The organism is Prauserella endophytica (assembly GCF_005146945.1).
Classification (GTDB): domain Bacteria; phylum Actinomycetota; class Actinomycetes; order Mycobacteriales; family Pseudonocardiaceae; genus Prauserella_A; species Prauserella_A endophytica.
The window spans coordinates 107,207-121,509 of the sequence record NZ_SWMS01000001.1 but is presented as its reverse complement, the minus strand read 5'-3'; the positions used below and the strand labels follow the sequence as shown (position 1 = coordinate 121,509).

The 14,303-nt window shown below is 69.1% G+C and carries 15 protein-coding genes and 1 pseudogene; 8 read left to right on the top strand and 8 right to left on the bottom strand.

Annotated features, from left to right (window positions below; all coding sequences use genetic code 11):
• Window positions 1-49: 49 nt before the first annotated feature.
• The gene (locus FCN18_RS00640) at window positions 50-514 is read right to left on the bottom strand and encodes a pyridoxamine 5'-phosphate oxidase family protein (RefSeq protein WP_137092762.1); all 465 of its coding nucleotides are present in this window, start codon (window positions 512-514) and stop codon (window positions 50-52) included.
• 13 nt (window positions 515-527) lie between these two features.
• Window positions 528-1,418, bottom strand: a complete 891-nt coding sequence (locus tag FCN18_RS00635; protein WP_137092761.1) for an SDR family oxidoreductase — start codon at window positions 1,416-1,418, stop codon at window positions 528-530.
• A 115-nt stretch (window positions 1,419-1,533) separates the two neighbouring features.
• Between FCN18_RS00635 and FCN18_RS00630 the strand changes: the two genes are divergently transcribed.
• The gene (locus FCN18_RS00630; RefSeq protein ID WP_137092760.1) at window positions 1,534-2,364 is read left to right on the top strand and encodes an LLM class F420-dependent oxidoreductase; all 831 of its coding nucleotides are present in this window, start codon (window positions 1,534-1,536) and stop codon (window positions 2,362-2,364) included.
• 125 nt (window positions 2,365-2,489) lie between these two features.
• The gene (gene fbaA, locus FCN18_RS00625; RefSeq protein WP_112265488.1) at window positions 2,490-3,518 is read left to right on the top strand and encodes a class II fructose-bisphosphate aldolase; all 1,029 of its coding nucleotides are present in this window, start codon (window positions 2,490-2,492) and stop codon (window positions 3,516-3,518) included.
• Here fbaA and FCN18_RS00620 read toward each other — a convergent pair.
• Window positions 3,498-4,664, bottom strand: a complete 1,167-nt coding sequence (locus tag FCN18_RS00620) for a hypothetical protein (protein WP_228713540.1) — start codon at window positions 4,662-4,664, stop codon at window positions 3,498-3,500. The genes fbaA and FCN18_RS00620 overlap by 21 nt on opposite strands.
• Before the next feature lie 226 nt (window positions 4,665-4,890).
• Here FCN18_RS00620 and FCN18_RS00615 point away from each other — a divergent pair, with 226 nt between their 5' ends.
• Window positions 4,891-5,307, top strand: coding sequence for a DUF3151 domain-containing protein (locus FCN18_RS00615; protein WP_112265486.1), 417 nt, complete (start codon window positions 4,891-4,893; stop codon window positions 5,305-5,307).
• Window positions 5,308-5,394: 87 nt separating this feature from the next.
• Here FCN18_RS00615 and FCN18_RS00610 read toward each other — a convergent pair whose 3' ends face one another.
• Together FCN18_RS00610 and FCN18_RS00605 are read right to left on the bottom strand one after the other, a co-directional pair.
• Complete coding sequence (locus FCN18_RS00610; protein WP_137093299.1) at window positions 5,395-5,970, bottom strand: HNH endonuclease family protein; 576 nt, start codon at window positions 5,968-5,970, stop codon at window positions 5,395-5,397.
• Between the two features lie 137 nt (window positions 5,971-6,107).
• Window positions 6,108-6,758 (bottom strand): hypothetical protein, encoded by a 651-nt coding sequence (locus tag FCN18_RS00605; RefSeq protein ID WP_407675762.1) that lies wholly within the window; start codon window positions 6,756-6,758, stop codon window positions 6,108-6,110.
• A 78-nt stretch (window positions 6,759-6,836) separates the two neighbouring features.
• Here FCN18_RS00605 and FCN18_RS00600 point away from each other — a divergent pair, with 78 nt between their 5' ends.
• Together FCN18_RS00600 and FCN18_RS00595 are read left to right on the top strand one after the other, a co-directional pair.
• Window positions 6,837-8,123, top strand: a complete 1,287-nt coding sequence (locus tag FCN18_RS00600; RefSeq protein ID WP_112265484.1) for an adenylosuccinate synthase — start codon at window positions 6,837-6,839, stop codon at window positions 8,121-8,123.
• A 98-nt stretch (window positions 8,124-8,221) separates the two neighbouring features.
• A pseudogene (locus FCN18_RS00595) lies at window positions 8,222-8,305 on the top strand ((2Fe-2S)-binding protein); the annotation flags it as partial.
• 239 nt (window positions 8,306-8,544) lie between these two features.
• On the opposite strand, the gene FCN18_RS00590 reads toward FCN18_RS00595, so the two are convergent.
• Window positions 8,545-9,717 carry a serine aminopeptidase domain-containing protein gene (locus tag FCN18_RS00590; protein WP_137092759.1) on the bottom strand — a complete coding sequence of 391 codons (1,173 nt, stop codon included), beginning with the start codon at window positions 9,715-9,717 and terminating at the stop codon, window positions 8,545-8,547.
• 5 nt (window positions 9,718-9,722) lie between these two features.
• Window positions 9,723-10,940 carry a homogentisate 1,2-dioxygenase gene (locus FCN18_RS00585; protein ID WP_137092758.1) on the bottom strand — a complete coding sequence of 406 codons (1,218 nt, stop codon included), beginning with the start codon at window positions 10,938-10,940 and terminating at the stop codon, window positions 9,723-9,725.
• 26 nt (window positions 10,941-10,966) lie between these two features.
• On the opposite strand from FCN18_RS00585, the gene FCN18_RS00580 reads away from it, so the two are divergent.
• The 3 genes from FCN18_RS00580 to FCN18_RS00570 all read left to right on the top strand — a co-directional run bounded on the left by FCN18_RS00580 (window position 10,967) and on the right by FCN18_RS00570 (window position 13,365).
• Window positions 10,967-11,629 carry a TetR/AcrR family transcriptional regulator gene (locus FCN18_RS00580; RefSeq protein ID WP_112265478.1) on the top strand — a complete coding sequence of 221 codons (663 nt, stop codon included), beginning with the start codon at window positions 10,967-10,969 and terminating at the stop codon, window positions 11,627-11,629.
• Window positions 11,630-11,882: 253 nt separating this feature from the next.
• Window positions 11,883-12,671, top strand: coding sequence for an AraC family transcriptional regulator (locus FCN18_RS00575; protein ID WP_137092757.1), 789 nt, complete (start codon window positions 11,883-11,885; stop codon window positions 12,669-12,671).
• 76 nt (window positions 12,672-12,747) lie between these two features.
• Window positions 12,748-13,365, top strand: a complete 618-nt coding sequence (locus FCN18_RS00570) for a LysE family translocator (protein WP_137092756.1) — start codon at window positions 12,748-12,750, stop codon at window positions 13,363-13,365.
• Window positions 13,366-13,390: 25 nt separating this feature from the next.
• Here FCN18_RS00570 and FCN18_RS00565 read toward each other — a convergent pair whose 3' ends face one another.
• A complete protein-coding gene (locus FCN18_RS00565) occupies window positions 13,391-14,290 on the bottom strand; it encodes a LysR family transcriptional regulator (RefSeq protein WP_112266679.1) in 900 nt (299 codons plus the stop codon).
• Window positions 14,291-14,303: the final 13 nt, after the last annotated feature.

The following is a 14,303-nucleotide window of genomic DNA, read 5'->3' as shown; positions in this document are numbered from 1 at the left end:
TCCACGCCATCATCGCAGCCGGAGCGCGCGGGAGCCAGGGCCGAAGGAGTCAGTACACCCCGCCGAGCTTCGTGTGGTCCCAGCTGACGACCTTGGTCGGCGTCAGCAGCAGGCCGATCCGCTTGGGTGCCTGCTTCGCGACGCCGGCCTTCAGCTCCTCGGTGGCCGTGGGCTCGCCGCTGTAGCGCAGCAGCAGCTCCGTGCCGATCGCAGCCACCGCGTGGGTGTCCTCGATCAGCTCCACGTCGCATTCCATGGAGACGCCGCGCAGCTTCTCGTAGGAGTCACCGGACTCGACGAGCACCGTCGCCTGCGGCAGCCGCTGCAGGTTGGCGACCTTCTGCGACTTGCGGTAGGTCCAGGTCGCCACGGCCTCGCCCCTCGGCACGTACCAGAGCGGGGCGAGGTGTGGTCTGCCGTTCGGGCCCATCGTCGCGACGTTGATGACCTTCTGCGCGGCGAGGTACGCGACCACCTCGTCCGTGGTCATCCTGATCTGCTCGCGCCGGGACATCAGCTCTCGCCTCCTACTTCGTCGCCGCCCTGCCCCCGTGTCCGGTGACGGCGGCCTCGCGGGCTCCGCGGGCGGCGATGTCCTCCAGCGCCGCCCGGTCGGCGGCGGGCACCCTGCTCCGGGAGCCGAGCTCGATGATCGGCGGCAGGAACGCGCGGATCAACTTCAGCCCGCCGACCCACCTCGGCACGTGGATGGTCCTGGCGCGTCGCTTCACGCCGGCCTCGATGCAGTCGAGCGCGACGTCGAGCGGGTAGGTCTTGCCGATCAGCCCGGGCATGCCCGCCCGCAGCTTGCCGAACACGGGGTGGGAGTCGGCGCTCTCCACGAGGTCGGTCTTGATCCACGTCGGGTGCGCCACCCCGACCTTGACACCGAGGTGCGCGACTTCCGCGCGCAGACTGTTGCAGAACGCCTCGACCCCGGCCTTCGCGGCCGCGTAGTTGGCCATGCCGGGCGCGTGCGTGATGGCGGCGAGCGACGAGATCGCCAGCAGGTAACCCTTGCGCTCGAGCACGTGCGGCATCGTGACGCGGAAGGTGCGCCACACACCGAGCAGGTCGACCTCGATCACCTTCTCGAACGCGGTCGGGTCCACCGAGCGGACGAAGCCCGTGCTGGCGATGCCCGCGTTGGCGATGACGATGTCGATGCCCCCGAAGTGGTCCACGACCCCCTTGGCGGCCTGCTCCAGGTCGTCCCAGCTCGTGACGTCGGCTTCCCACGACCTGGCGGCGGGTCCGATGCGGTCGGCTACCTTCTGCTGCTCGGCGGCCTCGAGCCCGACGAGCGCGACCTTCGCGCCGTCGGCGGCGAGTCGCTCGGCGAGCCCGGCGCCGATTCCGCGCGCGGCCCCGGTGATGAGCACGACTCTGCCTTTTACGCTGCCGGACAGGAACGCCATTGGTGCCTCCTCGGGTGGGTCTGAAGGCACCGTACCTCAACTTACTCAGAGTAGGCTACTCGTCGGTAGAGAGTGCGGGGAACACAACCGCCCCGAGTCGATGTTGAACGGGTGCATGGCTGTGAAACTGGGAAAGTACGGAATCTGGCGCGGCGCCGCGGGGCTCACTCCCGAGCTGGCGGCCGAGGTGGAGAAACTCGGCTACGGCGCGATCTGGATCGGTGGGTCGCCGCCCGCCGACCTCACGCTCGCCGAGAGCCTGCTCGACGCGACCAGCACGATCGCCGTCGCCACCGGCATCGTCAACATGTGGACCGCCGACGCCAAGACCGTGGGCGCCTCCTACCACCGGATCACGGCGAAGCACCCCGACCGCTTCCTGCTCGGCGTCGGCGTCGGTCACCCTGAGGCGACCGCCGAGTACCAGAAGCCCTACGACAAGATCGTTTCCTACCTCGACGAGCTGGACGAGGCCGGTGTCCCGGTGGAGGGCCGCGCACTGGCCGCGCTCGGCCCGAAGGTGCTCGAGCTTTCCGCCGAGCGCACGGCCGGGGCGCACCCGTACCTCACCACGCCGGACCACACGCGGCAGGCGCGCGAGCTCCTCGGCCCCGACGTGCTGCTGGCGCCCGAACACAAGGTGGTGCTCGAGACCGACGCGGCACTGGCCCGCGAGATCGCCCGCCCGCCGATCAACATGCCGTACCTCAACCTGCGCAACTACGTGAACAACCTGCGCAGGCTCGGCTGGGACGAGTCCGAGATCGCCGACGGCGGCAGTGACCGGCTGATCGACGCGCTCGGCCTGCACGGCGACGCGCGGACGATCGCGCGTGGGCTGAACGCGCATCTGGAGGCCGGCGCCGACCACGTCTGCCTCCACAACCTTCCCGACGACGCCGACCCGCTCCCGACCTACCGAGCCCTCGCCGAAGCCCTCTTCTGATCTGCAGTGAAGGCCACCTTCACTGCGTTGAACGCAGTGAAGGTGGCCTTCACTGCAGTCTGCCGCGCGGGTGGGGGTGGGCTCGTAGGATGCGGGGCAAAAGGACACCGTCGAGGAGGACAACGATGCCCATCGCCACACCCGAGGTCTATGCCGAGATGCTGGACCGGGCCAAGGCGAACGAGTTCGCGTACCCGGCCATCAACGTGACCTCGTCGGAGACGTTGAACGCGGCCATCCGCGGCTTCGCGGAGGCGGAGAGCGACGGGATCATCCAGTTCTCCACCGGTGGTGCCGAGTTCGCGTCCGGCCAGGCCGTCAAGGACATGGTCACCGGAGCCACCGCGCTCGCCGAGTTCGCCCACGTCGTCGCCGCGAAGTACCCGATCAATGTCGCGCTGCACACCGACCACTGCCCCAAGGACAAGCTGGACGGCTTCGTCCGCCCGCTCATCGAGATCTCGCAGGAGCGCGTGAACCGGGGCGAGAACCCGCTCTTCCAGTCCCACATGTGGGATGGCTCGGCCATCGATCTCGACGAGAACCTCACCATCGCCGCTGAGCTGCTGGAGAAGGCCGCCGCCGCGAAGATCATCCTCGAGGTCGAGATCGGGGTCGTCGGCGGCGAGGAGGACGGCGTCTCCAACGAGATCAACGAGAAGCTCTACACCGCCGAGGGCGACTTCGTGAAGACCGTCGACGCGCTGGGGTCCGGCGAGAAGGGCCGCTATCTTCTCGCCGCCACGTTCGGCAACGTGCACGGCGCCTACAAGCCCGGTGCCGTGCGGCTGCGTCCCGACGTGCTCAAGCGCGGTCAGCAGGTCGCGGCGGAGAAGCTCGGCCTGCCCGAGGGCTCCAAGCCGTTCGAGCTCGTCTTCCACGGTGGTTCGGGCTCGCTGCTGGAGGAGATCCACGAGGCGGTGTCGTACGGCGTCGTGAAGATGAACGTCGACACCGACACCCAGTACGCCTTCTCCCGCCCCATCGCCGACCACTTCTTCAAGAACTACGACGGCGTGCTGAAGGTGGACGGCGAGGTCGGCAACAAGAAGACGTACGACCCCCGCAGCTACCTCAAGGCCGCCGAGGGCTCGATGGCCAAGCGCGTGGTCGAGGCCGCCGAGAACCTCAAGTCAGCCGGCAAGAAGCTCTGACCTTCGCGACCGGGCCGTCGCGAACCAGATCGCGGCCACACCCACCAGCACGATCGGCGCCGTCCAGTAGGCACTGGGCGGCGCCGATTCCGTGAGCGCGTCGCCCAGCAGCCACGGCCGCAGCTGCGACTGCAGCCACAGCGCCCCGTAGCCGAACGCCGTCACGAGCACGGCGCCCACGGCGAAGCGTGCGCTCGCGGCCCGGAACGCCAGGTCCACGGCCAGTCCGACGAACAGCAGGTAGAACGGCACCGTCGAGGTGGGGAAGTCGCCTGCCAGCAGCAGGGGCCAGCTGATCGCGCGGTACGTGACGTAGGCACCGGCGACGGTCGTCGCCGTCCACGCCCTGCCAACCGTGTGCCTGGCGGCGGCGAGGATCAGCGCCATCACGCCGATGCCCCACAGCGGGTACACCCAATCGTCGATCGGCAGCGCGAAGTGGATCACGGCCTCGCGGTCGACGGAGCGGCCGATGTCGTCGGCGGCGAACTCCAGCAGCGTCGGCTCCGCGTACGGCTCGCCGCGCTCCCAGGAGCGCAGCTCGAGGATGCCGTACTCCTGCTGGCCGTTGGGGAAGAACGTGTTCTCCAGGAAGAACGCCCACAGCGCGGTGAGCACCACGGCCCTGGTCCTGCCGGGGGGCGACACCCGGAGCCAGCCCGCGATCACGCCGGCGAGCATCACGCCGGTGCCCAGGTATAACAGGCCGTGCGTGGCGCTCCACGCGGTGAGGTCGAGCCCGCTGACGCGGTGGTTGATCACGTCGAGCGGCGCGGCGATCAGGAACATCACCAGACCGGCCTGCATGAGCCTCAGCGAACGCCGGTCGCAGGCCAGCCCGGTGTAGGTGTGGAGCACCACGAGCACGCAGATGATCACCGTGCCGACCGTGTTGATCAGATGCGGCGGAGCCAGGTCGTCGCGCAGCCACTTGAAGTGCCACGACATGTCCCACGAGGCGCCGATGACCTTGAACGCGAACGCCGTTAGCCACATGCCGTACGAGAACCGGACGACCCATTCGGGGGTCGGCGTCCCGGGAGCGCCCCGCTGCCAGTGCCGCCGGAAGAACAGCACGGTCTTGGCGATCGGGCTCCGTGGGATGCCGGATTCGCGCTGGTCGGGCAGAGCCGCCGCGTTTGTCACCCGTGCATCATGCCGGGTGGCCTTCACCGCTGATAGTGCAACGCCCGAAAACCAGGTGTCACCCTTAGGGGGCAACACGATCCGGTGGCGGCGGCATGCGGCAGAGTAGAGGCCATGATGCCGAAACGACTCGTGGCCGCGGTGCTGATCGCGGCGCTCGTGCTGGCCGGCAGTGGCCTGGTGGTGAGCGTCTTCCTGTGACGGCAGGGTGATGCAGAATGGCCCCATGACACACGGCAACCTCCTCGAACCGCCCGCCACGAAGCTCCCGGAGCGTCCCGACGCGCAGGCGGCGCTGGACGCGGGAACGGACCCGGCGGAGGTCGCCGCGGAGCACCCCGACTTCAGCGAGGCGTGGGCCGCGCTGGGCGAGAATGCGCTGGCCGAAGGCGAGATCGTCGCCGCGTACGCCTACGCGCGCACGGGCTACCATCGTGGTCTCGACCAGCTCCGCCGCGCCGGCTGGAAGGGCTTCGGCCCGGTGCCGTGGGACCATCGCCCGAACCAGGGCTTCCTGCGCGCGCTGGCGGTGCTCGCCAAGGCCGCGGGCCGCATCGGCGAGACCGACGAGCACGACCGCTGCAAGAAGTTCCTCGCCGATTCCGACCCGGCCGCCGCGAAAGCCACCGGCCTCGCGGAGTGACCCCTCTGGTGCACCCACCTGCAGTGAAGGCCACCTTCACTGCGTTGAACGCAGGCATGGTGGCCTTCACTGCAGACGGGGCAAGGGTCAGCAGGCGTCGAGCATTTCCGTGAGGGCCGCCTTCTCCGCATCGTCCACCGTCAGCTCCCACTTGTGCTTCACGGTGATCCACATGCTCGCGTAGGTGCACCAGTAGTCCTGCGACGGCGGCTTCCACTCGTCCGGGGACTGGTCACCCTTCTCCTGGTTGACGTTGTCGGTGACTGCGATCAGCTGCGGCGCCGAGAGGTCGTTGGCGAACTGCTCGCGCTGGTCCGTCGTCCAGTCGGCGGCGCCGCTGCGCCACGCCGCGGCGAGGGGCACCACGTGGTCGATGTCGACGTCCGACGGCTCGCTCCAGGTCGCCCCGTCGTAGGGGCTTTCCCAGGTGCCTGACGTCGGGTAGCAGTCGGAGCCGCTTTCGACGCCGGTGCCGTCGCGCTCGAGCACGGCCTCACGCGTGTTGCAGGAGTCGCCCTGGTCGCTCCAGTGCGGGAACAGGTCGCGGTCGTAGCCGTCCATCGGGCCGTCGGCCGCGACGGTCAGCTCGCCGAGCTGTGCTCGGGCGGTCGCCTCGTCGGGGATGCCGGGCGGCTCGGCGACTGCGGCACCGCTCAGGGGCATCGTCAGCGCGAGGGCGGAACCCACTGCGATCAGGCCACGACGGAAAGTGCGGGGAACGGACACCTTCGCCACCTCACTGAGTAGTTGGAGACTTTCCGACTGTGACCCAGTGAGGTGACGGGATCAACACTTTGGCGTTAACGCGCGACAATGACCAGACGTAAGTCGTGGGTATGCCGGTACCAGGTCCACCGCTCCATCGGCCTCGGGTAGGGCACGCCGTCCGACACCGGCACCGAGGGCGCGCCGCCGAGCTGGAACGCGCGCGCGGGGAACCGCTGCCGGCGCTTGATCAGCCTGCCGCGCGTGACGGTGGCCACCAGACCGGGCCCATCGAGGTCCGGGCGCACGACGATCGAGCCGGCCTCGCCGCGAAGGGCGACCGTGTCGTCGCAGTACGCGACCCCGCGAGGGTTACGTACGACACCTTTGCCGAGCAACACGCCGCCCGCGTCGTCGCGGATCAGCGGCACCGGCCGGTCGAATCCGGTCAGCGCTACGTCGAGCGCACGCCTTCGATCGGTGGGCAGCCCCCACTGCGCGGCCACCGCGGAGTCGGCGTCGGCGGGCACGTAGCCGACCGTGGTGGTGTCGAGCTTTTCCTTGCGCAGCAAGCGAAGGACCACCGCCGCGAGGTCGGCGTCCGAGCCGACGACCACCAGCTCGGACGTCAGCAGCGGGTCCACCTCCGCCTTGCCGGGCCGCGCCGGAAGCGCCTCGGTCCTGACCCCCTCCGGCGCGGTGAACCACTCCCCGGCTCGCCCGCAAACCAGCACCAGTCCCCGCACGTGAAACTCCTCGGTTAGGCTCATGCACCGGCATTTCCAGCGCCATCTTGTCCTGCCCTCGAATACCAGGAGTGTCACATGCCGGCCATCGTGCTCATCGGTGCCCAATGGGGCGACGAAGGCAAGGGCAAGGCCACCGACCTACTCGGTGACCGGGTTCAGTGGGTGGTCCGCTACCAGGGCGGCAACAACGCGGGCCACACCGTCGTGCTGCCCGACGGGCAGGACTTCGCGCTCCACCTGATCCCGTCCGGCATCCTCACGCCGGGCGTCACCAACGTGATCGGCAACGGCGTGGTCGTGGACCCCGGCGTGCTGCTCGACGAGCTCGCCGGTCTTGAGGAGCGCGGCGTCGACACCGAGCGCCTGCTGATCTCCGCCGACGCGCACTTGATCATGCCGTACCACGTGGCGATCGATAAGGTCACCGAGCGCTACCTCGGCGCCAAGAAGATCGGCACCACCGGCCGCGGCATCGGGCCCTGCTACCAGGACAAGGTCGCGCGCGTCGGCGTGCGCGTGCAGGACCTGCTCGACGAGAAGATCCTGCGGCAGAAGGTCGAGGCCGCGCTGGAGTTCAAGAACCAGGTGCTGGTCAAGGTCTACAACCGCAAGGCGCTCGACGCGGGCGAGGTCACCGACCTGGTGCTGTCCCAGGGCGAGAAGTTCGCCCACCGCATCGCCGACGCCCGCCTCCAGCTCAACAAGGCGCTCGAGCGCGGCGAGACGGTGCTGCTTGAGGGCTCGCAGGGCACGCTGCTCGACGTCGACCACGGCACGTACCCGTTCGTGACGTCGTCCAACCCGACCTCGGGTGGCGCGAGCGCGGGCTCCGGCATCGGGCCCGGTCGCATCACCACCGTGCTCGGCATCCTGAAGGCATACACCACGCGTGTGGGCTCCGGCCCGTTCCCCACCGAGCTGCACGACGAGGCCGGCGAGAACCTGCGAAAGGCGGGCGGCGAGTTCGGTGTCACCACGGGCCGCTCGCGGCGCACCGGCTGGTTCGACGCCGTGATCGGCCGCTACGCCGTGCGCGTCAACGGCATCACCGACTACTTCCTCACCAAGCTCGACGTGCTCTCCGGCCTGGAGAGGGTGCCGGTGTGCGTGGCCTACGAGGTCGACGGCTTCCGCACCGAGGACATGCCGATGACCCAGACCGACGTGCACCACGCGGTGCCGATCTACGAGGAGCTGCCGGGCTGGTGGGAGGACATCAGCCAGTGCCGCTCGTTCGAGGAGCTGCCCCCGAACGCGCGCGCGTACGTCGAGCGCATCGAGGAGCTCGTCGGCGCCCGCATCTCCGCGATCGGCGTCGGTCCAGGGCGGGAGCAGACGATCGTGCGCCACGAGTTCGTCTAGGTTCGTCCGGAAGGCCTTGTTGACCTGGAGCGAGCTGGTCGACGCGCTGCGCGACCGCCTCGCGCTGACGGGGGACGAAGAAGGGCTGTGCCGAGACCCGGAATTGGATGAGCGGCAAGCTCTGCCGCTGTGCGGCGTACCCGCGGATCGTGGCCGCGGTGTCGAAGGCGGCGGTCCGATGAGGACGTTCGACTACACGCGGGTGAGCGGGGCGGAGGAGACGCACGCAGGAACGGCGGGTGCTGGTGCCCCCAACCGAGTTCGTCCGCCTGCGCGGGGAAGGAACCGGTGCGGCGCAACGAACGGCCGGCTGGGGGGTTGATCACCGCTCGTACTACCTGAAGGTGCGCGAGCGCGCGTCATACGAGGCCGGACGGCCCGGCGACGCTCACGGCGGGCCGAGGACGGCGGTGTCGGTGGGTCACCCGAAATCGTGGGCCTTCAGCCAGTTCTGGCAGAGGGCGCGGGTCCTCGGTAGGCCGTCGGGGGTGCCCTGGATGTAGTGGTTGACGCCTGGGATGACGTGGAATTCCTTGTCGTCGTGGGGTATCGCGTCGAAGAGTGCTCGCGGGTGGCTGGGTGGGCAGGCGTCGTCGGCGCCCATCGCGATGACGAGCACCGGGACGCTGATCTCGGCGGCGCGCGCCGGGCCGTCGGCCATCGACTCGTCGTAACTCCACTGGGACAGCCAGCTGCGCAAGGTGCTGAACCGGGCCAGGCCGGTCGGGCCGTTGTTCACCACACGCGGATCGCCCTGGTAGCACCAATTGGCGCGCCGCTCGTTTGGGTCCACCGACGGATCCAGCCACCTCGGATCGGCCATGGTGCCGTGCACGGTGAACGCGTACTCCTCATCCTGCCGCCCGCTCTCGCGCAGGTGCCGCAAGGTGGCGCGCACCCAGGTCGTGATCCGGCGATTGCGGTCGATCTGGGCCGCGCGGTAGCTGGCGATAAAACTGGCCGAGTACGGGGGCCGGGTCAGCGCGTCCGTCGCATAGAGATCCCAACGCGGATCGCGGACGGACGGATCGCGCTCGTCGACGACGGCGGGGTCCAGCGATTCGGTCAGCAGCTGGTGCCGGCTCGCGTGCGCGGCGATGAACATGATCCCGTCCGCCGGAATCAACCCCGCTCTGACCAGGTTGTAGGGATCGCCGGCGGGAGTGTCCACAACAGTCGGATTTTCCGCCTGTGACTGGTAGAACGCCATCAGCGCGCCACCGCCGGACCAGCCGGCCAGCACCACCCTGCGATAGCCCAGCTCATCCTTGAGGTGGCGGACGCACCCGCCGAGGTCGCTGACGACCTTCTCCATGATCAACGAACTGTCGCTGCTGTACCGGCTCGGGCAGCACAGCACATGGTGGCCGGCGGCGGCGAGGTGTTCGACCAGCGGATGGTGCGCCAGACCGTGCATCGGATGCATGAACACGATCACCGTGTCCGACGGCGCCGACGGCCGGTAGTGCACGGCGGCGAGCATGATCCGCTGCCGGGTGTCGGACTCGCCCGCCGCCTGTTGCACATAACTGTCATGGCTGTGGCCGGCGTCCTCGGAATAGTGGATGAGCACGGCCCGCCGCTGATAGGACATCGCCGTCACCTCGATTCCCCGTTCAGCAGCGTCGCGACCGGGTTGTCCCCCGACGCCAAGTCCCCGGAAGTCAGCTCCTCGAACGCCCGGACGAACGCCTCGTCGAGCACGAAACGCGCCCGGCAGTCGATGGCCACCGCCACCGAATCGAGCAACAGCTCCGCCGGATACTCCTCGCGGATCCGTTGTTTCTCCGCCTCCGGCACGCCGTGGTGCAGCCCCTGCGGCACATGCATCAGCACCCCGGTGGGCATCGGATTGCCGAACGCCTGGCCGTCATGGCTGAACAACACCTCGTCGTAGTCGGCATTGCGGTGCGACGGCGGCGTTTTCTCCACCCCGGGCACCATCGGGGCGCGATGCGGTCCGAAGACGGCGAGAAGCACATCCATGCTCGGGGTGGCCAGCAGGGTCCGGGCCGAAGGCAGGATGTGCGCGGCGTCGGCGTTCAACGTCTTGAAGTCCCGGATGTTGTACTTCCACGGGAAATAGTCGCCACGCCACCCGGCGACATCGCAGGGGTTGTGGTCGTAACCGATCGAGGCGTGGTCACCGCCGTGCTTCAGGCGCACCTCGTACTCCGGCTCCGTCGAGGGCAGCACCTCGGGTTCCGGGATGAAGATCATCGACGGGTCCACCGGCGTGTAATGGCCGATCAGCCCGTAGTCGGGCACCACCAGTTCCTCGGTGGTCTCGGTGATCAGGAAGACGTTGTCGGCGCCGTCGGGCACCAGCCGGTGGGTCACCGACTTCGGGATGACGACCACATCGCCGGGTTCGAACGGGATCGGCCCGAACTCCGTTTCGAACACGCCCTGGCCGCGATGCACGAACACGGCCTCGTCACCGTCGAGATTGCGTCGGTAGAACGGCATCGCGGCGGCTCGCCTGCTCAACCACAGCTGGCAACTTTCGTTGTGTGCCAAGCGGATCGGCGTGCCCGACGGGTCTGTCGCATCTGTGGGGGACAGCTGCCGCTGCAGCGCGCTGCGGGTCTGCGGGTCCGCTGCCGGCCGGTACTCGCACGGGTCGCCGTGTCGGTAGAGATGGGTCTGTCGGCCGAGGAAACCGTTGCGGCCGAGCAGATCGTCCTTGAGCCCGTCGAGGTTCTGGTACACGCCCCGCGGCAGGGTGCCCCGTTGCACGTGCGTGGGTGTCGTCATGTCGTCCTCCCAAGATCGTAATAAATTTATTTTCACACTACACGGCAGGTCAAGAGGCACAGATCGACCCGGTTTAGGGTGGTGCCGTGACGGACGAGCCCGACACCGGTGAGGCGACCGGCAGCCAGCGCACCCGGGAGCGGCTCGTGACGGCCGCCAAGGAACTCCTGCGCGAGATCGGCCCCGCCCGGCTACGTGTGCAGGACGTGGCCCGCCGCGCCGGACTCACCACCGGCGCCCTGTACGCCCATTTCCGGGACAAGCAGGACCTGATGGCCGCCGCCGTCCACTCGGCGCAGACCGATTTCATCGCCGGACTGGTCGCGCCCACACCCGTCGCGAGCGCCCACCAGTTGTTCACCGACGAGACGTTCCTGCTCGAAACCGTGCCGACCGCCGAACACCTCGGCGAGCTGCTGACCAGGGCATTGACCCGCGAACCTGAGCAGAGCGCCGAACTGCTGGTGGAATCGTTCGCGATGGCGCTGCATCCGGACAGCGCCCCCGAACTCGCCGCGACCACGGGCAAGGCACACGAATCGACCATCCGCCAGGCGGAGCGGCTACGCGCCACCGGCCGGCTGGCCGAGAACGTGACCCCGGCGGCGTTCACCACCCTGTTCGAGACACTGATCTACGGGGCCGCGGTGCACGCCGCGCTCGGCGCGCCACGCAGCTCACCCGAGGAGCTGGCGCCACTGCTGAACGCCGTCGCCAAGGCGATGCTGGCCGCGCCCGAGTCGGACTGAATGTGCCATCGAGTCCGGCGGCGACCAGGCGCCGCATCAGCACCCGCAGTCCATTTCGGACAGATCCACCGCGAGGGTGAGCCGATCGCGATCGTGTTCGCCGATTCGCTGGAGCAGCCCAGTACGAGGCGAGCCGCGCGCACGCGGCGTACTGGGAGGGCGAGCGGCTCGGGGAAGGCCGACGTCTCGGCGTAACCTGGCATGCGACAGGCACCAGGTGCACACGGTGTGGCGAGCCAGCGGAGGAGGTCGCGTGGCGGAGTTCTGGCGCAGTACCGCGCTGCCTCATCTGGAGGCCCGGCGATCGTGCCAGGAAAACACCTGCTATCGGCCGCATACCCACGACTCGTTCTCGATCGGCGTGATCGACGCGGGAACGTCGGTGCTGACCGGTCCGCTCGACGGCACGATCCGCCTGGAACCCGGTGACGTCGTGGTCATCCCGGCCGGTCAGGTTCATGCCTGCAATCCGGACGCGGGCCGTTGGCTGTACCAGATGGTCCACATGGACCAGAACTGGGCGGTCTCACTCGCACCGTGCAAGGGCGCGAGTCGCCAGTTCGACGGGATCAGAGTGCTGCGCCGCCCCGACCTGCACCGGCGGGTCAGCGTGCTGAACGACGCAATCTTCACCGACGAGGCCCGCGAACCGATCGAGGCGCAGTTCGCCGCCCTGTTCGCCGAGCTCGAAGCCGCGTCACCGGCGCATCTGGCAACGAGTGACGCCGACCCCGAGCTGCTCGCCCGGCTCGCCCCGGTCATGCGTCGGCTTCGCCACGCCGAGTCGAATCCAGCGCTGGGCGAACTGGCCGGCATGGTCGGCATGACGAAGTACCAGCTCGTCCGTGCGATGCGACGTGCCACCGGACTCTCCCCGCTGGCCTGGCGGCAGAATGCCCGCATCGTGCAGGCTCGGCGCATGCTCCGAGGGGGTCGGCCCATCGCCGAGACCGCTCACGCTCTGGGATTCACCGACCAGAGCCACTTCCACCGTGTCTTCCGCGCACACGTCGCCGCCTCACCCGGCACGTACCGGGGCTGACTGCAAGATCGTACAAGACCCCGGCGGGGCCGCCCTTGATGCTTGACGGGTTCATCGTCACGCATCGAGGGGAGAAATGGAGCAGTTCGTCGCCGTCGCCATCGCGCACTTCCTGGCACTGCTGATCCCCGGCGTCGACTTCTTCCTCATCGCCCGCACCGCGATGACCAGCGGCTGGCGCAACGCCACCGGAGTATGCCTCGGCATCGCCACCGCGAACGGGATTTTCATCGCTGCCGCGTTCTCCGGCGTCTCACTCATCTCGCACCCGGCGCTGCTCGACGCGCTCCAGCTCGCCGGCGGTGGTTTCCTGATCTTCGTCGGTCTCGCGTTCCTCAGCTCACGTGCGCGGATCGACCTCGATCAAGCCTCGGGCGCCCAGCGCACGACGTGGCTGAGGAACTTCGGACTCGGCATCGCCTCCGGGTTGCTGAACCCGAAGAACGCGCTGTTCTACGTCAGCCTCGCCGCCGCAGTCAGGGCCGCCGCACCGTTCACGCTGCTGCTCTACGGCACCTGGATGTTCTCCATCGTGCTGGCCTGGGATGTGTTCGTCGCCGTCGTCCTCGGCTCAAGACGCGCTCTCGCCCGCATGGACCGCATCCTCCCGTGGCTCACGAGGCTCTCGGGCGGCTTCCTCGTTCTCTTCGGCGGCGGCATGATCGTCGCCCTCGCCGTCGAACTCGTCGGCTAGCCGCGAAAGAAGCGGCCAGCCCTGCTCAGCGAGCCGTGACCTCGTGAAGTAGTTCCAGCGCGGCCGCGACGGCGGGGGCGTCCCTGCCGCCGCGGCGCGTGCACGTGAGAAACCGGCGCGACGGGGCCGTGCCACTCACTTCGACACGGCGGACATCCACGTCGGGCTGGAACTGGGCCAGCCGGGGAAAGAGCGCGACGCCGAGTCCCAGGTCGACCAGGCTCGCCACCAGGCTCGCGTCGCATGCCTCGTGCGCGATGTTCGGGCTGAACCCGGCCGCGGAACACGCCGCGAGCACGTGGGCGCGCCACGCGTCGCCATCGGCCCCGATGATCCACGGCTCACCGGCGACCTCGGACAGCTCCACGCAGCGCCGCCCGGCGAGCGGGTGATCACCGGGCAGCAGCAGGTCGAACGGGTCGTCGAGCAGGGGCCGCTGGTCGAAACGCTGGTCGCCGGCGGCCGGGTTGCCGGGGATGGCCTCGACGACGGCGAGATCGACGTCGCCGTTGAACAGCAGATCGAAGCAGCGCGGGGTCTCGCTCTCGCGCAGCCGCACGGTCAGCGCGGGATACCGCTCGCGGAGCCGGACCGTGAGCGGGCCGAGGAAGCGGCACATCGCGGTGGGGAAACCGGCCATCCGTAGCACACCGGACGGCTCGGCGCCGGTGGCGTGCAGCTCCGACTCGGCCTGCCGCCAGCGCGCCTCGATCGCGTCGGCGTGGGAGAGCAGGCCGAGGGCGGCGCCGGTGAGCCGCACCCTGCGGCCATTCGGTTCGAGCAGCGCGACGCCCAGCTCACGGCCGAGCTGGCGGATCTGCTGGGACGCCGCGGACGGGGTCAGGTGCAGCGCGTGCGCGGCGGCGGTGACCGTGCCGTAGTGGGCGACCGCCCGCAGGACGCTCAGCCTGCGAAGGTCAATCATGAAGCCCATTCTT